Origin of the sequence: Klebsiella africana (assembly GCF_020526085.1) — a bacterium.
GTDB classification, from domain to species: domain Bacteria; phylum Pseudomonadota; class Gammaproteobacteria; order Enterobacterales; family Enterobacteriaceae; genus Klebsiella; species Klebsiella africana.
Map to the genome: position 1 here is coordinate 2,114,492 of NZ_CP084874.1, position 24,451 is coordinate 2,138,942.

26 protein-coding genes and 2 pseudogenes are annotated in these 24,451 nt (G+C 60.3%); 17 read left to right on the forward strand and 11 right to left on the reverse strand.

Annotation, left to right across the window (positions count from 1 at the left end):
* Positions 1–21 precede the first annotated feature (21 nt).
* The gene (gene lldD / locus LGL98_RS10225; protein WP_136032351.1) at positions 22–1,206 is read right to left on the reverse strand and encodes an FMN-dependent L-lactate dehydrogenase LldD; all 1,185 of its coding nucleotides are present in this window, start codon (positions 1,204–1,206) and stop codon (positions 22–24) included.
* A 281-nt stretch (positions 1,207–1,487) separates the two neighbouring features.
* Positions 1,488–1,580, reverse strand: a pseudogene (locus LGL98_RS10230) (hypothetical protein); the annotation flags it as partial.
* Here LGL98_RS10230 and LGL98_RS10235 point away from each other — a divergent pair.
* The 8 genes from LGL98_RS10235 (at position 1,579) to ldtE (ending at position 8,863) form a co-directional block, all read left to right on the forward strand.
* Complete coding sequence (locus tag LGL98_RS10235; RefSeq protein ID WP_032436563.1) at positions 1,579–1,776, forward strand: hypothetical protein; 198 nt, start codon at positions 1,579–1,581, stop codon at positions 1,774–1,776. The pseudogene LGL98_RS10230 and the gene LGL98_RS10235 sit on opposite strands and share 2 nt — an antisense overlap.
* Positions 1,777–2,252: 476 nt before the next feature.
* A complete protein-coding gene (sufA, locus tag LGL98_RS10240) occupies positions 2,253–2,630 on the forward strand; it encodes a Fe-S cluster assembly scaffold SufA (RefSeq protein WP_004143232.1) in 378 nt (125 codons plus the stop codon).
* A 2-nt stretch (positions 2,631–2,632) separates the two neighbouring features.
* Entirely contained in the window at positions 2,633–4,120 is a 1,488-nt protein-coding gene (gene sufB, locus LGL98_RS10245; protein ID WP_002908877.1) for a Fe-S cluster assembly protein SufB, read from the forward strand.
* 16 nt (positions 4,121–4,136) lie between these two features.
* Positions 4,137–4,883 carry a Fe-S cluster assembly ATPase SufC gene (gene sufC, locus LGL98_RS10250; RefSeq protein ID WP_025712066.1) on the forward strand — a complete coding sequence of 249 codons (747 nt, stop codon included), beginning with the start codon at positions 4,137–4,139 and terminating at the stop codon, positions 4,881–4,883.
* Positions 4,858–6,132: a Fe-S cluster assembly protein SufD gene (sufD, locus tag LGL98_RS10255; protein ID WP_136032355.1), complete on the forward strand. Its 1,275-nt coding sequence runs from the start codon at positions 4,858–4,860 to the stop codon at positions 6,130–6,132. Before sufC ends, sufD begins: the two co-directional genes overlap by 26 nt.
* On the forward strand, positions 6,129–7,349 hold the full coding sequence (gene sufS, locus LGL98_RS10260; protein WP_136032357.1) for a cysteine desulfurase SufS: 1,221 nt from the start codon (positions 6,129–6,131) through the stop codon (positions 7,347–7,349). The genes sufD and sufS overlap by 4 nt, the downstream gene beginning before the upstream one ends.
* An 11-nt stretch (positions 7,350–7,360) precedes the next feature.
* Positions 7,361–7,777, forward strand: a complete 417-nt coding sequence (sufE, locus tag LGL98_RS10265; protein WP_136032359.1) for a cysteine desulfuration protein SufE — start codon at positions 7,361–7,363, stop codon at positions 7,775–7,777.
* A 99-nt stretch (positions 7,778–7,876) separates the two neighbouring features.
* Positions 7,877–8,863, forward strand: coding sequence for a L,D-transpeptidase LdtE (gene ldtE / locus LGL98_RS10270; protein WP_004143241.1), 987 nt, complete (start codon positions 7,877–7,879; stop codon positions 8,861–8,863).
* A gap of 61 nt (positions 8,864–8,924) precedes the next feature.
* On the opposite strand, the gene LGL98_RS10275 is transcribed toward ldtE, so the two are convergent.
* From LGL98_RS10275 to ynhH, 3 genes are all read right to left on the reverse strand, one after another.
* The gene (locus LGL98_RS10275; RefSeq protein WP_002908860.1) at positions 8,925–9,161 is read right to left on the reverse strand and encodes a major outer membrane lipoprotein; all 237 of its coding nucleotides are present in this window, start codon (positions 9,159–9,161) and stop codon (positions 8,925–8,927) included.
* Between the two features lie 312 nt (positions 9,162–9,473).
* Complete coding sequence (pykF, locus tag LGL98_RS10280; RefSeq protein WP_136032361.1) at positions 9,474–10,886, reverse strand: pyruvate kinase PykF; 1,413 nt, start codon at positions 10,884–10,886, stop codon at positions 9,474–9,476.
* A 7-nt stretch (positions 10,887–10,893) separates the two neighbouring features.
* A complete protein-coding gene (gene ynhH / locus LGL98_RS26395) occupies positions 10,894–11,079 on the reverse strand; it encodes a protein YnhH (protein ID WP_418133804.1) in 186 nt (61 codons plus the stop codon).
* Between ynhH and LGL98_RS10285 the strand changes: the two genes are divergently transcribed.
* Together LGL98_RS10285 and fumD are read left to right on the forward strand one after the other, a co-directional pair.
* Positions 11,024–11,155 (forward strand): hypothetical protein, encoded by a 132-nt coding sequence (locus LGL98_RS10285; RefSeq protein WP_032428887.1) that lies wholly within the window; start codon positions 11,024–11,026, stop codon positions 11,153–11,155. The genes ynhH and LGL98_RS10285 overlap by 56 nt on opposite strands.
* 236 nt (positions 11,156–11,391) lie before the next feature.
* Positions 11,392–11,604: a fumarate hydratase FumD gene (fumD, locus tag LGL98_RS10290; RefSeq protein WP_025712073.1), complete on the forward strand. Its 213-nt coding sequence runs from the start codon at positions 11,392–11,394 to the stop codon at positions 11,602–11,604.
* Between the two features lie 17 nt (positions 11,605–11,621).
* Here the strand turns inward: fumD and LGL98_RS10295 are convergent, their stop codons facing one another.
* Entirely contained in the window at positions 11,622–12,260 is a 639-nt protein-coding gene (locus LGL98_RS10295; RefSeq protein WP_136032363.1) for a TetR/AcrR family transcriptional regulator, read from the reverse strand.
* A gap of 126 nt (positions 12,261–12,386) precedes the next feature.
* On the opposite strand from LGL98_RS10295, the gene LGL98_RS10300 reads away from it, so the two are divergent.
* The 4 genes from LGL98_RS10300 to LGL98_RS10315 all read left to right on the forward strand — a co-directional run bounded on the left by LGL98_RS10300 (position 12,387) and on the right by LGL98_RS10315 (position 17,286).
* Complete coding sequence (locus tag LGL98_RS10300) at positions 12,387–14,240, forward strand: bifunctional sugar phosphate isomerase/epimerase/4-hydroxyphenylpyruvate dioxygenase family protein (protein WP_136032365.1); 1,854 nt, start codon at positions 12,387–12,389, stop codon at positions 14,238–14,240.
* Positions 14,241–14,311: 71 nt separating this feature from the next.
* A complete protein-coding gene (locus LGL98_RS10305; RefSeq protein ID WP_025712076.1) occupies positions 14,312–15,634 on the forward strand; it encodes an MFS transporter in 1,323 nt (440 codons plus the stop codon).
* A 15-nt stretch (positions 15,635–15,649) separates the two neighbouring features.
* On the forward strand, positions 15,650–16,486 hold the full coding sequence (locus tag LGL98_RS10310; RefSeq protein WP_136032367.1) for a shikimate dehydrogenase family protein: 837 nt from the start codon (positions 15,650–15,652) through the stop codon (positions 16,484–16,486).
* A gap of 56 nt (positions 16,487–16,542) precedes the next feature.
* Positions 16,543–17,286, forward strand: a complete 744-nt coding sequence (locus LGL98_RS10315; protein WP_136032369.1) for an extracellular solute-binding protein — start codon at positions 16,543–16,545, stop codon at positions 17,284–17,286.
* Here the strand turns inward: LGL98_RS10315 and LGL98_RS10320 are convergent.
* Genes LGL98_RS10320 through LGL98_RS10330 form a run of 3 tightly spaced genes read right to left on the reverse strand, consistent with a single transcriptional unit; the run spans position 17,270 to position 20,071 of the window.
* Positions 17,270–18,019, reverse strand: a complete 750-nt coding sequence (locus tag LGL98_RS10320) for an ABC transporter ATP-binding protein (RefSeq protein WP_136032371.1) — start codon at positions 18,017–18,019, stop codon at positions 17,270–17,272. The genes LGL98_RS10315 and LGL98_RS10320 overlap by 17 nt on opposite strands.
* Positions 18,016–19,023: a FecCD family ABC transporter permease gene (locus tag LGL98_RS10325; protein WP_136032373.1), complete on the reverse strand. Its 1,008-nt coding sequence runs from the start codon at positions 19,021–19,023 to the stop codon at positions 18,016–18,018. The genes LGL98_RS10320 and LGL98_RS10325 overlap by 4 nt, the downstream gene beginning before the upstream one ends.
* Positions 19,013–20,071 (reverse strand): ABC transporter substrate-binding protein, encoded by a 1,059-nt coding sequence (locus LGL98_RS10330; protein ID WP_136032375.1) that lies wholly within the window; start codon positions 20,069–20,071, stop codon positions 19,013–19,015. Before LGL98_RS10330 ends, LGL98_RS10325 begins: the two co-directional genes overlap by 11 nt.
* Positions 20,072–20,232: 161 nt before the next feature.
* On the opposite strand from LGL98_RS10330, the pseudogene LGL98_RS10335 reads away from it, so the two are divergent.
* Together LGL98_RS10335 and LGL98_RS10340 are read left to right on the forward strand one after the other, a co-directional pair.
* A pseudogene (locus LGL98_RS10335) lies at positions 20,233–20,310 on the forward strand (hypothetical protein); the annotation flags it as partial.
* A 102-nt stretch (positions 20,311–20,412) separates the two neighbouring features.
* Positions 20,413–21,138: a purine nucleoside phosphorylase YfiH/LACC1 family protein gene (locus tag LGL98_RS10340; protein ID WP_136032377.1), complete on the forward strand. Its 726-nt coding sequence runs from the start codon at positions 20,413–20,415 to the stop codon at positions 21,136–21,138.
* Between the two features lie 12 nt (positions 21,139–21,150).
* On the opposite strand, the gene LGL98_RS10345 is transcribed toward LGL98_RS10340, so the two are convergent.
* Together LGL98_RS10345 and LGL98_RS10350 are read right to left on the reverse strand one after the other, a co-directional pair.
* Positions 21,151–22,731, reverse strand: coding sequence for a rhodanese homology domain-containing protein (locus LGL98_RS10345; RefSeq protein WP_136032379.1), 1,581 nt, complete (start codon positions 22,729–22,731; stop codon positions 21,151–21,153).
* Positions 22,732–22,736: 5 nt separating this feature from the next.
* Positions 22,737–23,339 (reverse strand): cysteine dioxygenase family protein, encoded by a 603-nt coding sequence (locus LGL98_RS10350; protein ID WP_136032380.1) that lies wholly within the window; start codon positions 23,337–23,339, stop codon positions 22,737–22,739.
* A gap of 106 nt (positions 23,340–23,445) precedes the next feature.
* Between LGL98_RS10350 and LGL98_RS10355 the strand changes: the two genes are divergently transcribed.
* A complete protein-coding gene (locus LGL98_RS10355; RefSeq protein ID WP_136032382.1) occupies positions 23,446–24,339 on the forward strand; it encodes a LysR family transcriptional regulator in 894 nt (297 codons plus the stop codon).
* Positions 24,340–24,451 lie beyond the last annotated feature (112 nt).

Here is a 24,451-nt window from a genome sequence, read left to right on the forward strand (position 1 = left end):
CAGGCCAGGTCCCGGGCAGCGTCAGGCGGGTAAGGATACCGGCACCGCGTGGGTGCAGTGTTGGTCCCGTTCGAGGCGGTCAAGGCAATCGAGGCTAATCGCCGATGGCGAGGTCGCGCCGGTGAGGGTCATGGTGACTTTCATATCCTCGGCAAATAAGCGCAGCAGATGCGCCACGCCCGCTTCGCCCGCTGCGGCCAGGGCATAAATATAGGCCCGACCGAGCAGCACGCCCTTCGCGCCGAGGGCCAGCAGGCGAATGACGTCCACGCCGGAGCGCACCCCGGAATCGGCAAGCACCGTCAGATCGCCGCCGACCGCATCCACCACCCTTGGTAGCGCCCGGGCGGTGGGGATCGCGCCATCGAGCTGTCTGCCGCCATGATTCGACACCACAATGCCATCGGCGCCCAGCCGCACGGCATTGCGCGCATCGTCGGCATCGAGGATCCCTTTGATGATTAATTTCCCTTGCCAGCTGTCGCGGATCCACTCCAGGTCGTGCCAGGCGATGGACGGGTCGAAGTTGTTGCTGATGAACCCCATATAGTCGTCCATGGTCATTTTGTGGCCGGTATAGGCTTCGATATTACCAAACGACAGGGGTCTGCCCGCCAACCCGACGTTCATCGCCCAGCGCGGATGGGTGCAGGCCTGGAGATATTGTCGCAGGGTGGCGTGCGGCCCGGACATCCCTGAGCGGTTATCGCGATACCGCGAGCCGGGGATTGGCATATCGACGGTAAATACCAGGGTTTTCATGCCAGCGGCCCAGGCGCGCTCCAGCGCGTTTCGCATGTAGCCGCGATCCTTCAGTACGTACAGTTGGGACCAGAGCGCGCCGCTGGCCTGGCTCGCCACCTCTTCAATGGAGCAGACTGACACCGTGGATAAGGTGTACGGGATCCCGGCGCGGGAGGCGGCGCGGGCCGCCTGGACTTCGCCGCGGCGGGCGTACATCCCGGTGGCGCCGACTGGCCCCAGCGCCACGGGCATCGCCCATGCGTCATCAAGGATCGTGGTCGCCAGGGTCGGTTCGCCCGCCCCGCACAGCACGCGCTGGCGAAGAGCTACCGAGGCAAGCTCGGCGGCGTTGGCGTTCATGGTGTTTTCCGCCACCGCGCCACCGTCAATATAATCAAAAAGGAAGCGGGGCAGACGGCGACGAGCGGCTTCGCGATAATCACTGGGGGCTGAAACAATCATTATTATGTCCTTATGTTTTTTAACCTTAGTGGATGTTCTGCAGGTAAAAAAACTATAGGCCTCTAAAAACCGGCGAGGAAATGAAATATTAGCATTCCCACTATTCCCTTATGGAATAATCTGCGTTGCACTCTGAGGTTGTTATTTTCTTTTAATACTAAGCGGCAAGGGCATTATTTTTTGCGCCGGGCGGGGATCGGGCACAATAAATCAGCCCGGCCAGGCGACAGCGCCTTGCACCATTGCCACCAGGGAGAAGGAGAGGTCAGCGCGGTGCCTGCGTTTTCCGGGAGGTGTAAAGAAGGTGAATTTGAAATTGAGCTGGTGGTATCTTTTGCTAGCCTTTCTGAGGAGGACAGACGGAGCGATAGCATGAAAGATAAAGACGAACAAACGGCATTGATTGGCATGGCCATCGGCGCGGCGGTCATTAGCTTAGTGGCTACACAGAAGCAGATTAATCAAGGGAGTATTGTGGATGAGCTGGTGAGACTGGGCAGACAGAAGGGGGACGGGGTGGAAGATGAGGTTTTTGTTCAAGCCGCCCGCCTGGTCAGAAAAGGTATCTAGCCAGCTGCCACCCTGCCTGACCATCCATTTGCCCGTTACATCACGATTTTCATTCCCTTGATCGCGGCCTGGCGAGCGGCGATTGTTCCTTTGCGAAAGCGTCACGGGCTGGCGCTTTTTTATCCAGAACCACAGGATCTGCTCCTTCTCCTGCCTTGCTGTACGGCCTGGTGACAACGTCACCTTACACCTCCCGGTTTCCGCGATAAACAGGAACCGGGTCATCTGCTATCGCATAAATCGGTATTTTCGATACATCTTTGCCATTGCGTGCGGATATAGAATGATTTCAAAATAACATATTATAAATCAATCCATTAAGTTCTCTTTGTACGCCCTGATAATCCCCGGCCGAGGGTCTATGCTTATAAAAAGCGCTAAAGGGGGCAATACCCCTGCTGCAGAAGGGTTGAAGTGATAATCATTATCACTAACATGGCGGTATGCCTTGATGGCGCCAACCTGGAGGTCTATCGATGGAAGTACAAGCAGGAACCTTTAATCCCGCCGATTTCAGCTGGCAGGGACTGACCATGACGCCGGCCGCTGCCGCGCATATTCGCGATCTGATGCGCAAGCAGCCGGACAAAAAAGGGCTGCGGCTGGGCATTAAAACCAGCGGCTGCGCCGGTTTTGGCTATGTGCTTGAAATGATTGCTGAGCCGGCGCCCGACGATCTGCTCTTTGAATCTGACGGGGCGAAGCTGTTTGCCCCACTGCAGGCGATGCCGTTCATTGACGGCACCGAGCTGGATTACGTCCGGGAAGGTTTAAATGAAATCTTTAAATTTCATAACCCGAAAGCGCAGCACGAGTGCGGCTGTGGCGAAAGCTTTGGGGTGCAGGCGGAGTAACTATGTCGCGTAATACTGAAGCAACTGACGATGTCAAAACCTGGACCGGCGGCCCGCTCAACTACAAAGAGGGCTTTTTTACTCGCCTGCAAACCGATGAGCTGGCCAAAGGCATTAATGAAGAAGTCGTTCGGGCTATCTCGGCTCGCCGCAATGAGCCGCAGTGGATGCTGGAGTTTCGTCTGAATGCCTACCGGGCGTGGCTGGAAATGGAGGAGCCGCACTGGCTGAAAGCGCATTACGATAAGCTGAATTATCAGGATTACAGCTACTATTCCGCCCCCTCCTGCGGCAACTGCGATGAGACCTGCGCCTCCGAGCCTGGCGCGGTGCAGCAGACCGGGGCCAATACCTTTCTGACCAGCGAGGTGGAAGAAGCCTTTAACCAGCTGGGCGTGCCGGTACGTGAAGGGCGCGAGGTGGCCGTGGACGCGATATTCGACTCGGTGTCGGTGGCGACCACCTACCGCGAAAAGCTGGCCGAGCAGGGGATCATCTTCTGTTCTTTCGGCGAGGCGATCCACGATCATCCGGAACTGGTGAAAAAGTATCTTGGGACCGTAGTGCCGGGCAATGACAACTTCTTTGCCGCGCTGAACGCCGCGGTGGCTTCGGACGGCACCTTTATCTATGTGCCGAAGGGCGTCCGCTGCCCGATGGAGCTGTCGACCTATTTCCGTATCAACGCCGAAAAAACCGGCCAGTTTGAACGCACCATTCTGGTGGCCGATGAAGGCAGCTACGTCAGCTATATCGAGGGCTGCTCGGCGCCGGTGCGCGACAGCTATCAGCTGCATGCGGCGGTCGTTGAAGTCATCATTCATAAAGATGCGGAAGTGAAATACTCCACGGTGCAGAACTGGTTCCCCGGCGACAACAACACCGGCGGCATTCTCAACTTCGTCACCAAGCGCGCGCTGTGCGAAGGGGAGAACAGCAAGATGTCATGGACCCAGTCGGAAACCGGCTCGGCCATCACCTGGAAATACCCCAGCTGCATTCTGCGCGGCGATAACTCGATCGGCGAATTCTTCTCGGTAGCGCTGACCAGCGGTCACCAGCAGGCGGACACCGGCACCAAAATGATCCATATCGGCAAAAATACCCGCTCGACCATCATCTCGAAAGGGATCTCCGCCGGGCATAGCCAGAACAGCTATCGCGGGCTGGTCAAAATCATGCCGACCGCCACCAACGCCCGCAACTACACCCAGTGCGATTCGATGCTGATCGGCCCGGACTGCGGGGCCCATACCTTCCCGTATGTTGAATGCCGCAACAACAGCGCCCAGCTGGAGCACGAGGCGACCACCTCGCGGATTGGCGAAGATCAACTGTTCTACTGCCTGCAGCGTGGGATCAGTGAAGACGATGCCATCTCGATGATCGTCAACGGCTTCTGTAAAGACGTCTTCTCCGAACTGCCGCTGGAGTTCGCCGTCGAAGCGCAAAAATTGCTGGCCATTAGCCTTGAACACAGCGTCGGCTGATAATTAAGGAAAAAAGATGTTAAGTATTCAAGATTTACACGTCGCCGTCGAAGAGAAAGCGATCCTGCGCGGGCTGAACCTTGAGGTGCGCCCGGGCGAGGTCCACGCCATTATGGGGCCGAACGGCTCCGGCAAAAGTACGCTTTCGGCCACCCTGGCCGGGCGCGAGGATTACGAGGTCACCGGCGGGCGCATTGAGTTTAAGGGTAAAGACCTGCTGGAACTCGCCCCGGAAGATCGCGCCGGAGAAGGCATCTTTATGGCTTTCCAGTATCCGGTAGAGATTCCCGGCGTCAGCAATCAGTTCTTTCTGCAGACCGCGCTGAATGCCGTGCGCAACTATCGTGGCCAGGAGGCGCTGGATCGTTTCGATTTCCAGGATTTAATGGAAGAGAAAATCAAGCTGCTGAAGATGCCGGAAGATCTCCTGACCCGCTCGGTGAACGTTGGCTTCTCCGGCGGTGAGAAAAAGCGCAACGATATTCTGCAAATGGCGGTGCTTGAGCCGGAACTGTGCATTCTTGATGAGTCAGATTCCGGGCTGGATATTGATGCGCTGAAGATTGTCTCAGATGGCGTCAACTCGCTGCGCGACGGCAAACGCGCCTTCATCATCGTCACCCACTATCAGCGCATCCTTGACTATATCAAGCCGGACTATGTCCACGTGCTGTATCAGGGGCGGATTGTGAAGTCGGGCGATTTTACTCTGGTCAAACAACTGGAGGAGCAGGGCTATGGCTGGCTTACCGAACAGCAGTAACGCGCTGCAGCAGTGGCACCACCTGTTTGAAGCGCAGGGCGGCCAGCGTACGCCAGAGGCCAGCCAGCATCTGCAGCAGCTGCTGCGCCTGGGGCTACCGACGCGCAAACACGAAGACTGGAAATACACTCCGCTGGATGCGCTACTTAACGGCCGCTTTGTTGCCGATGACGGGTCGCCTGTCAGTGCTGAACAGCGTGATGCGCTGGCGTTGCCGCTGGACGCGTGGCGGCTGGTGTTTATCGATGGCCGCTACCATCCTGAGCTGAGCGACGATCTCACCGCCAGCGGCGTGGAGGTCAGCGTCGATAATCAGCGCCAGCATTTGCCGGATGCCCTGCAGCCGGAGGTGTTTCTCCATCTGACCGAAAGCCTGGCCCAGACGGTGACCCGCATTCGCGTGCCGCGCAACCGCCGCCTGGATAAACCGCTGCTGCTGATGCATATCACCAGTGGCCTGGCCGGCGAGGCGCTGAATACCGCCCACTATCGCCATCACCTGGCGCTGGAGAGCGGGGCGGAGGCGACGATTGTCGAGCATTACCTGAGCCTCAATGAGCAGCCGCATTTCACCGGCGGGCGATTGACCATGACGGTGGCCGATAACGCGCACCTCCAGCATATCAAGCTGGCATTTGAGAATGCCCGCAGCAATCACTTCGCCCATAATGACCTGCTGCTGGGCCGCGACGCCTCAGCCTTCAGCAGCAGTTTCCTGCTTGGAGGCCAGGTGCTGCGTCACCAGACCAGCACCCGCCTGGGCGGCGAAAACAGCCACCTGCGCCTCAATTCGCTGGCGATGCCGGTGAAAAATGAGGTCTGCGATAGCCGCACCTGGCTCGACCATCAAGTCGGCTACTGCACCAGCCGCCAGCTGCACAAAACCATCGTCAGCGATAAGGGGCGGGCGGTGTTTAACGGGCTGATCAACGTCGCGCCGCTCGCGCTGAAAACCGACGGCCAGATGACCAACAATAATCTGCTGCTCGGACGGCTGGCGGAGGTCGACACTAAACCGCAGCTGGAGATTTACGCCGATGACGTGAAATGCAGCCACGGGGCGACGGTGGGGCGCATTGACGAAGAACAGCTGTTCTATCTGCGCTCGCGCGGTATTAAACAGCAGGCGGCGCAGCAGATGATCCTCTACGCCTTCGCCGCCGAGCTCACCGAGGCTATCCGCAGCGACGCGCTCAGAGAGCAGGTGCTGGCGCGGATTGGCCAGCGTTTGCCGGGAGGCACGGTATGACATTTTCAGTTGAACGGGTTCGCGCCGATTTTCCGGTACTGAGCCGGGAGGTTAACGGCCAGCCGCTGGTCTATCTTGACAGCGCCGCCAGCGCCCAGAAACCGGAAGCAGTGATCGACGCCGAAGCGGAATTTTATCGCCACGGCTATGCGGCGGTGCACCGCGGGATCCATACCCTCAGCGCGGAAGCCACCGCGCGGATGGAAGCCGTGCGCCAGCAGGCGGCCAGTTTCCTCAACGCCGGATCGGCGGAGGAACTGGTATTTGTCCGCGGCACCACCGAGGGCATCAACCTGGTGGCCAACAGCTGGGGAAACGCCAACGTCGGCGCCGGGGATAACATCATCATCAGCGAGATGGAGCACCACGCCAACATTGTGCCGTGGCAAATGCTCTGCGCCCGGGTCGGGGCTGAGCTGCGGGTGATCCCCCTCAACCCGGACGGCACGCTGCAACTTGACGTCGTTCCGGGACTGTTTGACTCGCGCACCTGCCTGCTGGCCATCACCGAGGTCTCCAACGTGCTGGGGACGGAAAACCCGCTGGCGGCGCTGATTGCTCTTGCGCATCAGCATGGCGCGAAAGTGCTGGTGGATGGCGCCCAGGCGGTGATGCACCACCCGGTGGACGTCCAGGCGCTGGGCTGCGATTTTTATGTATTCTCCGGACACAAACTGTATGGCCCAACCGGGATCGGCGTGCTCTACGCCCGGGCCGAACTGCTGCAGGCGATGCCGCCGTGGGAAGGGGGCGGGTCGATGATCGCCACCGTCAGCCTGACGGAGGGCACCACATGGAATCAGGCGCCGTGGCGCTTTGAGGCCGGCACACCGAATACCGGGGGGATCATTGGCCTCGGCGCGGCGCTGACCTACGTCAGCCAGCTTGGGCTGACGCAGATTGCCGAGTATGAGCAGACCCTGATGCGCTACGCCCTCGATGCCCTGCGCGCGGTGCCGGATCTGATCCTGTACGGTCCCGCGCAGCGTAAAGGGGTGATTGCCTTTAACCTCGGTCAGCATCATGCCTATGACGTCGGCAGCTTCCTCGATAACTACGGGATCGCCGTGCGCACCGGCCACCACTGTGCGATGCCGCTGATGGCCCGGTATCAGGTACCGGCTATGTGTCGGGCCTCGCTGGCGATGTACAATACCACGGAAGAGGTGGACCGCCTGGTGGCCGGCCTCCAGCGGATCCACAAACTGTTAGGGTAAAGGACGGGACAATGGCGGCATTACCGGACAAAGACAAACTGTTGCGTAACTTTAGCCGTTGCGCCAACTGGGAAGAGAAGTATCTCTATATCATTGAGCTGGGCCAGCGGCTGGCGCCGCTAAGCCCCGAGGAGCACAGCCCGCAGCACATTATTCAGGGCTGCCAAAGCCAGGTGTGGATCGTGATGGACCAGGACCCCTCCGGCGTTATCACCTTGCGCGGCGACAGCGATGCGGCGATCGTCAAGGGGCTGATTGCGGTGGTGTTTATCCTTTATGACCGGATGACCGCTCAGGACATCACCGAGTTCGACGTGCGCCCGTGGTTTGAAAAAATGGCGCTCACCCAGCATCTTACCCCCTCCCGCTCGCAAGGCCTCGAAGCCATGATCCGCGCGATACGCGCGAAAGCCGCAAATATTAGCTAGAATAAACAGGTAGATTTCATTCTGTTACGTCCGGCAGGGGACTGACCCTGCCGCCGTTCAGTCTCCTGGCGTTTTATCAGCGAAAGAAGGAATCTCAGTATGAAACGCAAAACGATGATCACCTTAGCCCTTCTCAGCGCCCTTGGCGCCTCCACGGCCGCCTGGGCCGTTGATTATCCGCTTCCTCCCGCCAACAGCCGTTTGATTGGTCAAAATCAGTACTGGACGGTCCAGGAGGGAGATCGCAACCTGCAGGCGATTGCGCGCCATTTCGATACCGCGGCGATGCTGATCCTCGAAGCCAACGATACGATTGCGCCGGTGCAGCCGAAGCCCGGCACCCAGGTCTTGATCCCTTCTCAGATGCTGCTGCCCGACGTGCCGAGGGAAGGTATTGTCGTCAACCTTGCCGAACTGCGGCTGTATTATTTCCCGCCGGGAGAGAATCAGGTGCAGGTCTATCCGCTGGGCATTGGCCAGTTAGGGCTGGAAACGCCGGAGATGACCACCCGCGTTGGGCAGAAGATCCCCAATCCGACCTGGACGCCCACCGCGGGCATCCGCGCGCGCTCCCTGGAGAAAGGGGTGACGCTGCCAGCGGTGGTGCCGGCCGGGCCGAACAACCCCCTGGGTCGCTATGCGCTGCGTCTGGCCTACGGTAACGGCGAATATCTCATTCACGGGACTAACGCCCCGGACAGCGTTGGGCTGCGCGTCAGCTCGGGCTGTATGCGAATGAACGCCGATGACATCAAAGCGCTGTTCAGCCAGGTGAAAACCGGGACGCCGGTACGGATTATCAATCAGCCGGTGAAGTTTGCCGTCGAGCCGGATGGTAAACGCTACGTAGAGGTCCACAGGCCGCTGTCGCAGACCGAAGGGGAAAACACCCGGACCATCGCTTACACGCTGCCAGCGGCGTTTCACGCCTTCGCTGAGGATAAAGCAGTGGATGACCTGCAGTTGAAAAAAGCGATGTCGAGAAGGGCGGGCTATCCGGTGGTGGTGTCGGCGGGGGCAGGTAGCACGGCGACGTCGCTGTCGGCGCAGAATAGTTCGTCTGACAACGGCTTGCTCACGCAATAGCCCTCATGATGAGGGCAAAAAAAATGGCGCACAGAGTGCGCCATTTTTATTACCAGAACTCTTACTTACGGTAAGAGTGAGCCTGGTTGTCCAGACGCTGGTTAGCGCGAGCTGCGTCGTCTTTAGCAGCCTGAACGTCGGAACGCATTGCGTTCACGTCGTTGCTCAGCTGGTCAACTTTAGCGTTCAGAGTCTGAACGTCAGAAGACAGCTGATCGATTTTAGCATTGCTGGAGCAACCAGCCAGCAGAGTAGAACCCAGGATTACCGCGCCCAGTACCAGTTTAGTACGATTCATTATTAATACCCTCTAGATTGAGTTAATCTCCATGTAGCGTTACAAGTATTACACAAAGTTTTTTGGGATGAGAATATTTTTTTTACCTGAACGCACTTATTTTTGATCGTTCGCTCAAAGAAGCATCGAATTGGTCAGAATCGCTGAAAAAGCCGAGTGAAAACAGCGCGCTTCCATCGGATTCATCTTAGATAATCTCTTATTAAATAGTAAATTCCGATTTGCATTTTTAATAGGAAGAGCTAATCAATGAATAAAAAAAAGCGCCCCGAGAGGCGCTTTATTAAAAAAAACCAATTAACCTGTAAATTATTACAGCACGTGTACGGAAGCCGTATTAGTGGTACCACTCGGCACTAATGCGCCGGAGACCATCACTACCACGTCGCCTTTACGCGCGAGGCCGCTTTTCAGCGCCAGAGCTTTGCCCAGATGATAGAAGTCATCGGTAGAGGCAATCTCTTCCACCAGCTGCGGCACAACGCCTTTGCTCAGCACCAGCTGACGAGCAGTGGTTTCGTTGGTGGTCAGCGCCAGGATGGTGGCGTCCGGGAAGTATTTGCGCACCGCGCGTGCAGATTTACCGCCCTGGGTGGCGACCACGATCAGCGGCGCTTCCAGTTTCTCAGCGGTTTCTACCGCGCCGCGGCACACCGCTTCGGTGATGCGCAGTTTACGGTTGTCGTTGTTGAAGTCCAGACGGCTGGTCATCACGCGGTCGGTACGTTCGCAGATGGTCGCCATGATAGTGACCGCTTCCAGCGGGTATTTACCTTTCGCGGATTCGCCGGACAGCATGACCGCATCGGTGCCGTCGAGGATGGCGTTGGCTACGTCGCCGGCTTCAGCGCGGGTCGGACGCGGGTTTTTGATCATGGAGTCCAGCATCTGGGTGGCGGTGATAACCACTTTACGCGCGCGGATACATTTTTCGATGATCATTTTCTGGGCGAAGATAACTTCTTCAACCGGGATCTCAACGCCCATGTCGCCACGAGCAACCATGATGCCGTCAGACGCTTCGAGGATTTCGTCGAAGTTGTTCAGGCCTTCCTGGTTTTCGATTTTGGAGATGATCTGGATGTTTTCGCCGCCGTGGGCTTTCAGGTGCTCACGGATTTCGACGACGTCAGAACGTTTACGGATGAAGGAGGCCGCAACAAAGTCCACGCCTTGTTCGCAACCGAAGATCAGGTCTTGTTTATCTTTTTCCGCCAGCGCCGGCAGGGCGATGGAAACGCCCGGCAGGTTCACGCCTTTGTTCTCGCCAAGGTCGCCGTTGTTCAGCACCTTACAGATAACTTTGTTGCCTTCGATAGCCGTCACTTCCATACCGATCAGACCATCGTCCACCAGAACGGTGTTGCCGACGGTGAGGTCAGAAGTGAAGCCTTCGTAGGTCACCGCGACGATTTCGTTATTGCCGACGACGGATTTATCGGTGGTGAAGGTGAAGGTCTGACCGGCTTTCAGGGAGACGTCATTGCCGCCTTCCAGCTTAATGGTACGAATTTCCGGGCCCTTGGTGTCCAGCAGAATAGCGGCTTTCTTACCGGTTTTGCTCATCACATTGCGCAGATTCTGGATGCGCTGACCGTGTTCCGCATAGTCACCGTGGGAGAAGTTCAGACGCATCACGTTCATGCCGGCTTCCAGCATTTTGGTCAGCATCTCTTCAGATTCGGTTTTCGGACCGATGGTGCAAACAATTTTGGTCTTTTTCATGACAGTTTTAGTCTTTAAGTTGTGAAGGATATGGAATTCGCGCTCCGCGGGCGCACTGCCGGGGAGCCAAACCTGTATTACGAAAGTTGCTAAGCCACGCCCTAAGGATAGGTGACAACCCTGAAGCGTGCAGAAGAATGTGTGCTGGCGGTTCAGCCCATGAAATGTGGCAAGGTGTTATGCGTTTTATCATGCAGTCCAATGCGCTGAAACCATTCAAGAAAGAATCGAAGCGCATTATACGCTGGCGGAATCAAAAAGGAAAATAAAAACCTCGTTTCAAAATATGGACAAAACGCGTAACAAAACCAGCACGATATGCATAAAACTACGCAACACATTTTTTCATCAGCCGGAAAGAAAAGGGGCAACAGAACGGGATTTTTTGCGCGTTCTGAGCGGGTAAAACATGCCGTTGGCCACGGCATCGGGGGATGATTTGCGTTGCCGGAAAAATCTATCAATAATGATTTGATTGATAATGATAAACTGTGAGCCAAACTCAATGGGAAATAAAGCGAAAGACGACGAGCTGTACCAGGAAATGTGCCGTGTGGTGGGCAAAGTGGTGCTGGAAATGCGCGATCTGGGTCAGGAGCCGAAACATATTGTCATCGCCGGCGTGCTGCGCACCTCGCTGGCGAACAGCAAAATTCAGCGTTCGCCGCTTACCGTGGAGGCGATGACCAAAGTCATCCACGCCCTTTCCGGGCACTAACGTCTCGCGCCGGCGGATCAGGAAATCACGAAGCGGACCACCGCCCGGACGGCAATGTCGCAGTGGTGGGCCACCATTGCTTCATCGTCGATGGCCGGCAACGGGTCGTCAAGATACAGGCTGCTGAAGGTGTAGAAGTTCGACACCTGATAAAAGCTGAAGCTGCTGATTAACCGGTGCACATCGCGCGCGTCGAGCCCCGCCTGAAAGACGCCCTGCTGCTGGCCGCGCTGTAAAATGTCTTCCAGAATCGACAGGGCGGTACGATTCAGCGGTTTCAGCTCACCCGAGGTTTGTAACCACTTGCCGCGCTGCATATTCTCCATGCAAATGACGCGCATATAGTCCGCATGGGTGGCGTGATAGCGCACGCTCCAGCGCACCAGCCGCACCAGCGCCTCCACCGGCGGCACATTCTCCAGCCCCAGCTGCTGCTCGGTTTCGCGGATCCGCGCATACACATACTGCAGCACCTCCTGATAGAGCTGCTCTTTGCTTTTAAAGTAGTAGACCACCATGCGCTTGGTGGTTTGCGCCTCGGTGGCGATCTGCTCCATGCGGGCGCCTGACAGCCCGTGTTCGGCAAAGACGGCGATGGCGGCGCTGAAGATCCGCGCCTTCAGAGATTGTGCTTCATCATGAGCAACGACGGTCATGGCAACTCCTTTTTCTTGGGTGACAAAAAATACACATAATGATCACAATTTAGCAACCCAGTATGGCGCAAATGAACCAAATGATACATATTCAAGGCTCACGTCAGTTGTTGACCCGAGGACCTTATGCTGCGCTCTATCGCCACCGTTTCGATTTCCGGCACCCTGCCTGAGAAGCTGCACGCTATAGCAGCGGCGGGCTATCAGGGGGTGGAAATTTTCGAAAACGATTTGCTCTATTATACGGGGACGCCGGCGCAAATCCGCCAGCTGGCCGCCGATTTAGGGCTAAAAATCACGCTTTTTCAACCCTTTCGCGACTTTGAAGGCGCCAGCCGGGCGCAGTTTGCGGTCAATATGGCCCGCGCCAGACGCAAATTTGCTCTGATGCACGAGCTGGGCTGCGACACGCTGCTGCTGTGCAGTAATGTGCAGCCGGACTGCTCGGCGGATAGCGAATTGCAGGTCGCAGACCTGCGGGCGCTGGCGACCCTGGCGGAAGAAGAGGGGATCGCTATCGGCTACGAGGCGCTGGCCTGGGGAACCCATGTGAACCGCTGGCAGCAGGCCTGGGAGCGGGTCCAGCAGGTAAACAGCCCGGCGCTGGGCCTGGTACTCGACAGCTTCCATATCCTGGCCCGGGGCGACACTCTTGACGCGCTACCGTCGGTGCCGGTGGAGAAAATCACCTTTGTTCAGCTCGCCGATGCGCCGTACATGAAAATGGATCTCCTGGAGTGGAGCCGCCACTTTCGCTGCTTCCCCGGGCAGGGGGAGCTGCCGCTGGAGGCGTTTGCCGAGCAGATCACCCGCTGCGGCTACCGCGGTCCCTGGTCGCTGGAGATCTTCAATGATGGATTTCGCGCCTCGCCGAACGGCGCGACGGCCAAAGATGGCTACCGTTCGCTGCTGTGGCTCGAAGAACAGACCCGTCGCCGGCTTCCGGCGTGCGATGCCGACCTGTTTTCACCGCCGCCGCTGCCGGTCTATCACCGGCTGGAGTTTATCGAGTTTGCCGCCAGCGCCGCTGAGGCGCAGCGCCTGGGACAGCACCTGCAGGCGCTGGGTTTTCAGCACGAGGGAAGCCACCGCTCCAAGCAGGTGACGCTGTGGCGCAACGGCGGGGCGCGGGTCGTTATCAACCATCAGCCGCACAGCTGGGCCGATCACTTTTATCAACGCCACGGGGTATCGCTCTGCGCGATGGCGCTACGGGTCGAGCACAGCGCGCCGATTGTCGCCCGCGCCCGCGCGCTGGGGTACGCCACCTGGCAGGGCGACGCCGGGCCGAACGAAACGCCGATCCCGGCGATCTGCGCCCCCGACGGCAGCCTGATCTATCTCATCGACGCCGGGCAGGCGATCTACGAGCGCGACTTTCACCTGCGCGACGGGCTGACGATGCGCGAGGATTATCGCGGTATTGACCATCTGGCGCTGGGGATGGAAGCCGACAGCCGCGACAACTGGGTGATGTTCTTCCGCACCGTATTTGGTTTTACCCTTGAACATGAACAGACCCTGCCGGACCCGTATGGGCTGGTGCGAAGTCTGGCAGTGCGCAGCCCGCAGGGCGATATCCGTCTGGCGCTGAATATTTCCCAGAGCCGGGCGACGCAGATCGCCCGCTCGGTCGCCTGCTATCAGGGTGCCGGGCTGCAGCATGCGGCCTTTGCCTGTCTCGATCTGCCGGCAACCTGCGACCAGCTCACCGAGATTGCCCGCTATGCGCTGCCGATCCCGGCCAATTACTATGACGATCTACTGGCACGCTTTGGCGGCGAGCTGGACGTCGGGCAGCTTCAGCGCCAGCAGCTCCTCTATGACCGCGATCCGCAGGGTGGGGATTTCCTGCATCTTTACACCCGGCCCTTTACCGCCGGGCGCTTTTTCTTTGAGTTAACCGAACGTCGGGCTGGCTACGCGCTCTATGGCGCGGCGAACGCAGCCGTTCGTCTGGCGGCGATACAGTATTGTTAGCCTGAATCAAATGGTTCATTATGCGTTAAATACAATAACAACACCCTCTGTACCCGAGACAGGAACCGACTATGAGCTCATATAGCCCAAACCCGACGGCTGCCGCCCAGCCTGCCGTCACCGCGCGTCGCTCCCGGCGGCGCATTGGCATCCTTGCACTGTTGGCCGTGGGGACCATGATCAACTACCTCGATCGCACCGTGCTGGGGATCGCCGCCCCAAAGCTCACCGGTGAGTTGGGGATCGACCCGGCAATCATGGGTATCCTCTTCTCCGCCTTCGCCTGGACCTATGCCCTGGCGCAGATCCCCGGCGGTCTGTTTCTTGACCGTTTTGGCAACAAAGTGACCTACTTTTTGTCACTGACCCTGTGGTCGCTGTTTACCCTGTTCCACGGCATGGCGGTGGGGCTGAAGACGCTGCTGCTGTGCCGCTTCGGGCTCGGCATTAGCGAAGCACCGTGCTTTCCGGTCAACAGCCGGGTGGTCAGCGCCTGGTTCCCACAGCAGGAGCGAGCAAAGGCCACGGCGGTCTACACCGTGGGGGAGTATCTCGGGCTGGCCTGCTTTGCCCCGCTGCTATTCTGGATCATGGACGGTTTTGGCTGGCGGGTGCTGTTCGTTAGCGTCGGCGCGGTCGGCATTCTGTTTGCCCTGGTGTGGTGGCGCTGCTATCGCGAACCGCATGAAGATCCACGCCTCAGCCAGCAGGAGCGCGAGCATATCGAAAACGGCGGTGGCCTGAGCGCGCCGACGGACCAGCAGGTGGCGTTCAGCTGGCCGCTGGTCCGCCAGCTGCTGAGCAAACGGCAGATCATCGGCGCCAGTATCGGCCAGTTTGCCGGCAATACCGTGCTGGTGTTCTTTCTCACCTGGTTCCCGACCTGGCTGGCCACCGAGCGGCATATGCCGTGGCTGAAGGTCGGCTTTTTCTCCATCCTGCCGTTTGTTGCCGCCGCCGGCGGGGTGATGTTTGGCGGCTGGATCTCCGACAAACTGCTGAAAGCCACCGGGTCGGCCAACCTCGGCCGTAAACTGCCGATCGTCGCCGGCCTGCTGATGGCCAGCTGCATCATTACCGCCAACTGGCTGCAGAGCGATCTGGCGGTGATCCTGGTGATGTCATTTGCCTTTTTCGGCCAGGGGATGGTTGGCCTCGGCTGGACGCTGATCTCCGATATCGCTCCGAAGGGGCTGGGCGGCCTGACCGGCGGTCTGTTTAACTTCTGCGCCAACCTCGCGGGGATCCTGACTCCGCTGGTTATCGGCTTTATCGTCGCCGGGTTCGGCAATTTTTTCTACGCGTTGATTTACATCGGCGGCGCTGCGCTGCTGGGCGTGGTGGCCTATCTGTTTATCCTCGGCGACGTCAAACGTATTGAGTTATCGCAGTAAGCAAAGGAGCAAGGCATGGTGATTAGTGGGAATACGCGGCTGATAGCACACCTTGGCTATCCGACCGCCAGTTTTAAGGCGCCGATGATCTACAACCCGTGGTTTGTCGACCAGCAGGTGGACGTGAAGGTGGTGCCGATGGGGGTCCGGCCGGAGGACTACGCCGCGTTTATTCCGCCGCTGTTTACGATGACCAACATTATTGGCGCGCTGGTGACGATGCCGCATAAAATCGCCACCTGCGATCTGGTGCAGCGCCTGAGCCCGACGGCGGCCATCGCTGGCGCCTGCAATGCCATCCGCCGCGAGGCCGACGGTAGCCTGAGCGGAGACATGTTCGATGGCGAGGGATTTGTGCTGGGCCTGCGTCGTAAAGGGTTTAATCCGCAGGGGACGCGGGCGCTGGTGGTCGGCAGCGGCGGGGTGGGGTCGGCTATCGCCGCCTCTCTCGCGGCGGCGGGGGTCAGCGCCCTGACCCTGTACGACACCCGTCCTGAGGTGGCGCACGCCCTCGCCGGGCGGCTGCATCAGCACTATCCGCAGCTTGATATCACCCTGATGCAGCCCGATCCTGCCGGACACGAGCTGGTGGTCAATGCCACCCCGCTGGGGATGAAGGCCAGCGATCCGCTGCCGCTGGACGTCGACCGTCTGACGCCGGGCACCTGGGTGGGTGAGGTGGTGATGACCCAGGAGTACACTCCACTGCTGCGGGCCGCTCAGGCGCGGCAGTGCCAGATCCAGCGCGGGACCGACATGCTGTTTGAAATGATCCCCGCCTATTTGCGCTTTTTTGACCTACCGGTAGCCACCCCAGAGCAGCTGCGGACCCTGGCAGAAATTCGCTATTGACGCGACGTCAATCCGGGTAATATAGCGCTATATTACCCGGTTTATAGCGACATCCTATGACAAATACCTCTCTCACGCTGCTGGCGGCGGGAAGCCTGAGAAGCGCTTTCCAGCCGCTGGTGGCGCACTTTCAGCAGCACACTGGCCTGGCGGTTGATGTGCAGTTTGGCCCTGCCGGCCTGCTGCGCGAGCGAATCGAAGCCGGGGCACCGTGCGCGGTTTTCGCGTCCGCCAACGTGGCGCACCCGCAGGCGCTGCTGCAGGCGGCTCTGGCGCAGGAATGCCAGGGATTTGCCGGCAACCAGCTGATGCTGACCGCCCGGCGCTCGCCGGACAACGATGGCCTGGACTGGCTGACGCTGCTCAGCACGCCCCGCCTGCGGCTGGCGACCTCTACGCCGGGCTGCGATCCGTCGGGAGATTATACCTGGCAGCTGTTCGCCCAAATTGAGGCGCATTATCCTGGGTTGGGCAATGCGATAGCCGGGCGCGCGCAGCCGCTGGTCGGCGGCAGAGACGCACTGAGCGTGCCGCCGGGAGAAATAGCCGGCGCGTGGCTTATTCGCCAGAATCTGGCGGATCTGTTTATCGGCTATGCGCACTATGGCCCTGCGCTGGCCGCCTGCGACGATCTGCGCACCCTGACTATTCCCGCGCCGTGGAATATTCGCTGCGATTACCAGCTGGCGCGTCTCAGCGCTGACCCCGCCGCGCTGGCCCTGTATCGCTTTATCCTCGGCGACGTTGGCCAGACCTGTCTCCGGCAGGCGGGTTTTATGCCGTTCAGCGACGCAGCGTAAACCCCGGCGCCAGCAGAGGGGACGCGGAGGCGGCATGGTGGATCAGGCGTACCGGCAGGCCGTATGCTTGCCGGAGATGCGTTTCGCTCAGCACGTCGGCGGTCTCGCCCGCCAGCCACTGGCCCTCCGGCAGCAGCAACAGCGTATGGCTGGCCACCTGTAGGGCGTGGTTGGGATCATGGGTGGTGAACAGGACGGTGCGCGTCCGGCGATGAGCGAGGTCGACGATCAGCTGCAATACCACCTGCTGGTTACCGAGGTCTAGCGCCGAACAGGGCTCATCCAGCAGGATATTCTGGCTGGCGCTGACCAGCGCGCGGGCAATCAGCACCAGCTGTTGCTGACCGCCGGAGAGGGCGCCGAAGTCATCCCCGGCCAGGGCGGCAATCCCCAGCTGCGCCAGCGCCTGCTCAACCCGGCGGGCATCTTCCTCGTTCGGCTGGGCAAAGAGATCCACGTGACGGGCGCGGCCCATCAGCACCACATCGCTCACGCGCCAGCGGAAAGCGGGACGAAACGACTGCGGAACCAGGGCCACGCCCCCCTCGCACTGCACCTCGCCGCCCAGCGGCGGCACTACGCCGGTCAGGGTATCCAGCAGGGTACTTTTTCCCCGGCCATTGGCGCCCAGTACCGCCCAGATCTCACCGGGACGGCAGGCCAACGTAAGCGGGGCGAAGAGCGGCTGTCGGTGGCCGTAGCGTAGCGCTTGCAGCGATAATGAGCTGTTCATCGGGCTGTACTCCGGCGCCGGGATTGCACCAGTAAAAAGGTAAACAGCGGCGCCCCGAGCAGGGCAGTGATGATGCCGATCGGGATCTCCGCCTGGGTCAGCGTGCGCGCCAGATCGTCCACCACCAGCATCAGCGCGGCGCCGAGCCAGAAGGCGGTGGGCAGCAGACGACGATGGTCAGCGCCCACCAGCAGGCGGGCGAGGTGCGGGACCACCAGACCGATCCAGGCGATGCTGCCGCTGACCGCCACCTGGGATGCCACCAGCACTGCACAGCAAACCAGCACGCCGCGACGCAGCGCGGCCACCGGAACGCCAAGACTGCGGGCATCGCGTTCCTCCAGCGCCAACAGGTTGATACGCCAGCGCAGCTTCCACAGCACCCCGGCGGCTAGCGCCATGGGCAGGGACATAAGCAGCACCTTATGCCAGCTGGCGGTCGCGAAGCTGCCGAGCAGCCAGAAGACAATGTTCGGTAGCGTCTCTTCGCTGTCGGCGAGGTACTGCATCAGGCTGACCAGCGCGGCGAAGAAGCCGCTGAGAATGATCCCGGACAAAATCAGCCCCAGCGTGCTGTCCCGCCCCTGCAGTGCCGCGAGGGCGTAAATCAGCCCCAGCGCGACGAGACCGAAGAAAAAGGTTGAGGCCATCATCAGCAGACTGCCGACACCCAACAGGATCGCCAGCGTGCCGCCGAAGGCGGAGCCGGAGGTCACCCCGATGATATGCGGATCCACCAGCGGGTTCTGGAACACGCCCTGCAAGGTGGCGCCGCACAGCCCCAGCGCGCCGCCGGCCAGCAGAGCCATGACCACGCGCGGCAGGCGAACCGACCAGACGATCTGCCCGATCACCCCTTCACCCGGCGGCAGATGGGCAAGGGTGTGGCCCACGGCGCTCAAGCTTAACGGGTACTGGCCGAAACAGAGCGAGGCGATCGCGATCGCCAGGGTCACCAGCGCCAGGCTTCCCTGCAACAGCCAGGGATGATGGTTAGCGGGCATCTGGCGTCCACGTCACACGGTAAAAACGCTGATAGTAATCGCTGGCTTTACTGTCTACATCGATGTTCTGGTAGCGCGCGGGATAGAGTTTTTTCGCCATCCACAGTTCGCCCAGCGCCAGGGCCTCCGGCATGGGATAGCCCCAGGCTTTGGCGTACTCCGGCATCAGCCACACGCGGTGATGTTTCACCGCATCGATCGTCTGCCACTGCGGGTCATTCTCTATCTGCTTGACCACCTGCGGATAACGGTCCTGGACGAAGATCACCTGTGGGTTCCACTCCAGCACCTGCTCGAGCGACACCTGGCGGGCCCCTTTTACGCTGGCGGCCGCCACGTTCAGCGCCCCGGCGTGCGCCATCATCAGCCCGGTATATTTACCGGCGCCGTAGGTATTCAGATCGGGGTTGGCCATATACACCCGCACCCGCTGGTTCTGGGGAATATCGGCCACCGGCGCATTGGCTTGTTTGCGCGCCTCGAAGGTGTAGTGAATCAGCGCCTCAGCCTCGGGCTGACGTTCGACGACCTCGCCGATAAGGCGGATCCCCTCCACCAGCCCGGCGTTATAGGCCTGCTCTTCGTCAGCCATGGTGGGGTTCATTTTATTTTTTTCCCCGGCGGCATCATGGCGCAGCGAGATGGCCACCACCGGGATCCCGGCCTGTTGGATCTGCGCGATCATCGCCGGCGGCGCATAGTTGGCGACGAAAACCACCTGCGGACGCAGCGCCAGCAGGCTTTCAATATTGACCTGGGTAAGATCGCCCGGGGTCGCCAGTTGCCCAATCTCGGGCATAAAGCGGGCGAACTGCGGCCCGAGCTGTTTCTGCCAGCTGCTTAAGACGCCGACGATATCCTCGGCGGCATGCAGTTGCACCAGCAGGTTGAGCGTCTGATGCTGCAGAACCACTACGCGGGTGACGTGGTCGGGGAGGGTGACCTGGCGACCCAGCTGGTCGGTGACAGTGCGGTCGGCAAAGGCCTGGCCGGTGAACAGGCTGGCGCTGAGCAGCGTCAGGCCCAGCAGTAAGGGGTGTTTTGACATGGTGTGGCTCGAATAGCGTGAAAAATTCGCTGTGTATTAAATTATATAACGAAGCCGGGTGCAATGATTGATCGCGTTTATCCTCATTAGGATCAACGTATTTTTTCACCCTGCTGGTGGTCTCTGCGCTTATCAACTGGCTGCCGATGCTGCTGGCGGGGTTGTCGCCGGGCATTGTGCTGGCTGGGGTGGCGGTGTTCTGGCTGATGCATCGCCAGCAGCGCGCGGCCATGGTCTGACAGGCATCCGGCGGTCTGGTAAAAAAATGCCGGGCCGCCGCCTTGCCTGTCCGCGTCCCCTGGCCTAAGGTAAGACATCATTCCCTGACGCTTATCGTCCCTATGGCTTACACCTCCCGTTTGCTCAATGCTATCCCTGGCATCCGCCACGCTTTTCTCGATGTACATGAAACCGCCGCCTTTCCCTATGCCGAGCTGGCTCCGGTGAAGCTGGTGCATGGCAATGAGGTTCATCATTATCAGCAGCCGCTGCCGACGCGCCCGCACGCCGATGCGGTGTTTACCGCGGTAGCCGGGCAAAAGGTGGGGGTGGTGACCGCCGACTGTCTGCCCCTGCTGATCGCCTCGCGCGACGGTCGCTACGTCTGCAGCGTGCATGCCGGCTGGCAGGGGCTGGCCAGCGGTATTATCGACAACAGTCTGGCCTGTTTTCGCCAGCAGGGGGTAGCATTGGCCGATCTGATCATCGCCGTGGGGCCGCATATTCACCCCTGCTGTTACGAAGTCTCCGCCGGATTCTATCAGCAACTGCTGGACCAGCCCGGCGGTGACCGGGTGGCCCGCCATCGCCAGCGGCTGTTCCACTCCCGTTCGGGCCCGGTCAGCGATCCGCTCAAAGCCGCCGCACGCGGCAGCGATAATCTGTGGTTTGATCTGCGCGCCTTTGCCGAAGCGATCTTCGCAGAGGCGGGAGTGTCGCCAGCGAACGTTGAATGGCTGGGGAGCTGCACCTACTGCACCCCGCAGTCGCTGGGCTCCTACCGGCGCCGGACCCATTTTCCGGCGCCGAAGAGTTTTCAGTATTCGTGGATTATGCGCGAGGCCTGAGGCGCACTCACGCTAGAGCACGCGAAAACCGTGGGTGCCGTCGCGGGCCAGCTGATCCACCAGGCCATACTCCCACTCCAGATAAGCCTGCATGGCTTCGGCGGAATTATCGGTTCCTTCGTACGGACGACGATAGCGGTCCCGGCGCTCGACGGCGAGGCCGCTGTCGCCATGCGCCAGCGGCAGACCGGCGGCGATCCACGCCAGCGTCCCACCGGTAAGCAATTGCACCGGTTTACCGGTCAAGGCCGCCACCTCCGGCACCGCGTAGCGGGCCAGCAGACTGCTGCCGCAGGTCACCACGTAACGTTGGGCGGGAGGGATCACGTCCAGGGCCTGGCGCAGCTGCGAGCGCGTTAGCCACCACGCGCCGGGGATATGGCGGGCAACAAAGTTGGCGCTGGTGGTGAAATCGAGCACCACCGTACCGGGTTCGTCCAGCTGGTGCGCCAGCTGCGCCGGGCTTATCTCCTCCGCCTGCGGGCCGGGCGGCACCTCGGCGGCCGGCACTCCGCGTTCGCTCAGCTGGCTAGCCGACAGCGCGCTCAGCCGCGCCGTCTCCCAGCCCATCTGCGCCAGCCACGAGCCGGTAATCGTCGCCCGGATGCCATCGTCATCCAGCAGCACAATGCGCGCGCCCCGCACGCTGGCAAAGTGATCGGTCTCCTGTACCAGCTGGCCGCCTGGCGCGCTCAGGCTGCCGGGATAGTGACCCGCCGCGTACTCTTCAGGACTGCGGACATCAAACAGGAAGGTGGTGCGGTCGCTCTGCTGCCGCCAGCGTTGCAGCGTGGCCTCATCGATGACCGCCACCCCGGCCCGTTCGGCAAAATGCGCCACCTCAGCGGCCCGGGCGCCGGAGGCGCGGGCGGAGGGATCGTATTGCCGCTGTTGCTGGTGCGCCAGCGTCTGGCCAGCCAACGTCCAGCCGATAGTGCCATTGCGCAGGGCATGGACCGGGTTTGGCACGCCGGCGTTGATCAGCGACTGGGTGCCGATGATGCTCCGGGTGCGTCCGGCGCAGTTGACGATAACCGGCGTCTGCGGGGAGGGCGTCAGGCTCTCCACCCGCAGGGCCAGCTCGCCGCCGGGCACGCTGATGCTGCCGGGGATGCTCATGGTCTGGTACTCATCGAAGCGCCGGGCGTCGACGATCACTACCTCCTGCCGGCTGTCGATGAGCGCCTGAACCTCCCGGGCGCTGAGCGACGGCGTGTGACGCACGCTTTCCACCAATTCACCAAAGGCTTTGCTGGCGGAGTTGACGTCCTGAAACAGCTCGCCGCCGCTGCGGCGCCAGCCGGCGAGCCCCTCTGTCAGCAGGGCCACATCCTGATAGCCCCAGGCCCGCAGCCGTTCGACGGCGATCTCCGCCAGACCTTCGCCGTTGTCGTAGACGGTGAGCGGGGTGGTGAAGCGCGGTATCCGCCGGCGGACCTCCAGCTCCAGTTTGCTGAGCGGCAGATTGACGGCAAACAGCGGATGATCGGTGGCGAAATCGGCCTCTTCGCGGACGTCGATCAGCGCCAGTTCACGACGATCGAGCAGTGCCTGGCGGATCCCGGCGGCCTGGCGATAAGCGTAGGTGGACATAGTGGTTATCCTTGATGTTCGCGGGAGGAATCCCAGATATTGGGTAAATGGCGGTTGGAGTAGCCGGAGATAAACGGTTTCTGCTGTCCTTCCGGGGTATACACGGCGCGCTTCACCGCGCCGATATTGCCGCCGTAGATGTGAATGCTGATGGAGACGCGATCCGCCAGCGCATTGCTGACGCGATGAATATCGCCATCGTCAGCGGAGACTTTCTCCACCTGGCCTGCCGCCAGAAGCGTGGCGCCGCCCAGCGCGCGCGGTATGCCATCGGCATCCAGCTGGTAGCGCTGGTTTTCCTCCGCGCCGCGCAGCATCCCAATGGCTCCCCACACCCGGTGGTCATGGATCGGCGTCGCCTGTCCCGGTCCCCAGACGAAGCTGACAATCGAGAAGCGCTCCCCGGAGTCGGCATGCAGCAGATACTGCTGGTAATGGTGCGGATGCGGCAGGGTGTACTCTTCCGGCAGCCAGTCGTCGTAACGCACCAGCGCCGCCAGCCGCTGCGCCACGGCGTCAAGCAGCGGGGCGGTCTGGTGGTGTTCGCGGTGCAGGCGGTCTACCTCATGAATGAAATGGCGTAATTTTTCCAGTCGTGGTGCAGTCATGTGCGGTTCCTGTCAGAGGGACTGGTCAAAACGCTAACAGAGGCGTTAATATTATTTAAATGCAATTTACGCATATATTAATATGCAAATTTCACATAAGGTTTCTATGCGCATTGACGATATCGACGCTTTGCTGGCCACGGTGCAGTTTTCGTCCCTCAATCAGGCCGCGGAATATCTGGGGATCACCCAGTCGGCCATTACCCGGCGCCTGCAGCGTCTGGAACAAGAGCTGAACGTGACGCTGTTGGAGCGCCAGACCCGCCCGCTGACCCTGACCGCCGCCGGACACCGGGTGTACGAGCAGTGTCTGAGCATTAAGCGTGAGACGAAAAAACTCTACAGCCTGTTGGATCCGGAAGGCGAGCCGCGCGGCGCGCTGCGACTCGGCGTACCGCAGAGTCTCAGCGAGATTGCCCTGCCGGCGGCGCTGTCGGCGCTGAGCCAGCAGTTTCCCGGACTGTCGCCGCAAATCACCTGCGGCTGGAGCGGCCAGCTGCAGCGCCGACTGGAAAACGGCGAGCTGGACGGCATGCTGGCGATGGGGCCGGCCCAGCAAAGCTTCGCCGAAGGCTACAGCGGACGCCTGCTGTGCCCTCTGGAGGTGGTGCCGATAGCCGCCCGGCGTTTGAATTTACGCGCGTCATCCCTGCGGGAGTGCGCCGAACAGGGCTGGATCCTTAACCCCGACGGCTGTGGCCTGCGCGCCGGACTGATTCGCGAGCTGCAGAGCCAGGGATTGCGGCTGACGCTTAACGTTGAGAGCGCGGGCGCACAGCTGCAGATAGCGCTGGTGGCGCAGGGACTGGGGCTGGGTCTGGTGCCGCGGGCGGCGCTGGCCAGTAGCCCGTGGCGGGACGAGATCGCGGTCCTCAACCTCAGCGATTTTCAGCCTGCGGTCTCACTGTGGCTGATCCACGCCCAGTATTTGGCAAACCTGCAGCCGCCGCTGACCTTTTTCGCCAGCAAAGTGGTGCAGCAGCTGACTTTATCCGACTGAAAATATTATGCATTTTTGTTTAATGCTAATTCAGCATATTAAGATATGATAAAAATGCATTTTGCTCATTAACACACTCTGTATAGGGTAATGACCAGCGCCGCTGTCGCGG

Excerpts from the sequence above, each read along its gene's own strand:
- lldD (WP_136032351.1), bottom strand. The coding sequence starts at position 1,206 with ATGATTGTTTCAGCCCCCAGTGATTATCGCGAAGCCGCTCGTCGCCGT.
- LGL98_RS10235 (WP_032436563.1), top strand. The coding sequence starts at position 1,579 with ATGAAAGATAAAGACGAACAAACGGCATTGATTGGCATGGCCATCGGC.
- sufA (WP_004143232.1), top strand. The coding sequence starts at position 2,253 with ATGGAAGTACAAGCAGGAACCTTTAATCCCGCCGATTTCAGCTGGCAG.
- sufB (WP_002908877.1), top strand. The coding sequence starts at position 2,633 with ATGTCGCGTAATACTGAAGCAACTGACGATGTCAAAACCTGGACCGGC.
- sufC (WP_025712066.1), top strand. The coding sequence starts at position 4,137 with ATGTTAAGTATTCAAGATTTACACGTCGCCGTCGAAGAGAAAGCGATC.
- sufD (WP_136032355.1), top strand. The coding sequence starts at position 4,858 with ATGGCTGGCTTACCGAACAGCAGTAACGCGCTGCAGCAGTGGCACCAC.
- sufS (WP_136032357.1), top strand. The coding sequence starts at position 6,129 with ATGACATTTTCAGTTGAACGGGTTCGCGCCGATTTTCCGGTACTGAGC.
- sufE (WP_136032359.1), top strand. The coding sequence starts at position 7,361 with ATGGCGGCATTACCGGACAAAGACAAACTGTTGCGTAACTTTAGCCGT.
- ldtE (WP_004143241.1), top strand. The coding sequence starts at position 7,877 with ATGAAACGCAAAACGATGATCACCTTAGCCCTTCTCAGCGCCCTTGGC.
- LGL98_RS10275 (WP_002908860.1), bottom strand. The coding sequence starts at position 9,161 with ATGAATCGTACTAAACTGGTACTGGGCGCGGTAATCCTGGGTTCTACT.
- pykF (WP_136032361.1), bottom strand. The coding sequence starts at position 10,886 with ATGAAAAAGACCAAAATTGTTTGCACCATCGGTCCGAAAACCGAATCT.
- LGL98_RS10285 (WP_032428887.1), top strand. The coding sequence starts at position 11,024 with ATGTGTGCTGGCGGTTCAGCCCATGAAATGTGGCAAGGTGTTATGCGT.
- ynhH (WP_418133804.1), bottom strand. The coding sequence starts at position 11,079 with ATGATAAAACGCATAACACCTTGCCACATTTCATGGGCTGAACCGCCA.
- fumD (WP_025712073.1), top strand. The coding sequence starts at position 11,392 with ATGGGAAATAAAGCGAAAGACGACGAGCTGTACCAGGAAATGTGCCGT.
- LGL98_RS10295 (WP_136032363.1), bottom strand. The coding sequence starts at position 12,260 with ATGACCGTCGTTGCTCATGATGAAGCACAATCTCTGAAGGCGCGGATC.
- LGL98_RS10300 (WP_136032365.1), top strand. The coding sequence starts at position 12,387 with ATGCTGCGCTCTATCGCCACCGTTTCGATTTCCGGCACCCTGCCTGAG.
- LGL98_RS10305 (WP_025712076.1), top strand. The coding sequence starts at position 14,312 with ATGAGCTCATATAGCCCAAACCCGACGGCTGCCGCCCAGCCTGCCGTC.
- LGL98_RS10310 (WP_136032367.1), top strand. The coding sequence starts at position 15,650 with ATGGTGATTAGTGGGAATACGCGGCTGATAGCACACCTTGGCTATCCG.
- LGL98_RS10315 (WP_136032369.1), top strand. The coding sequence starts at position 16,543 with ATGACAAATACCTCTCTCACGCTGCTGGCGGCGGGAAGCCTGAGAAGC.
- LGL98_RS10320 (WP_136032371.1), bottom strand. The coding sequence starts at position 18,019 with ATGAACAGCTCATTATCGCTGCAAGCGCTACGCTACGGCCACCGACAG.
- LGL98_RS10325 (WP_136032373.1), bottom strand. The coding sequence starts at position 19,023 with ATGCCCGCTAACCATCATCCCTGGCTGTTGCAGGGAAGCCTGGCGCTG.
- LGL98_RS10330 (WP_136032375.1), bottom strand. The coding sequence starts at position 20,071 with ATGTCAAAACACCCCTTACTGCTGGGCCTGACGCTGCTCAGCGCCAGC.
- LGL98_RS10340 (WP_136032377.1), top strand. The coding sequence starts at position 20,413 with ATGGCTTACACCTCCCGTTTGCTCAATGCTATCCCTGGCATCCGCCAC.
- LGL98_RS10345 (WP_136032379.1), bottom strand. The coding sequence starts at position 22,731 with ATGTCCACCTACGCTTATCGCCAGGCCGCCGGGATCCGCCAGGCACTG.
- LGL98_RS10350 (WP_136032380.1), bottom strand. The coding sequence starts at position 23,339 with ATGACTGCACCACGACTGGAAAAATTACGCCATTTCATTCATGAGGTA.
- LGL98_RS10355 (WP_136032382.1), top strand. The coding sequence starts at position 23,446 with ATGCGCATTGACGATATCGACGCTTTGCTGGCCACGGTGCAGTTTTCG.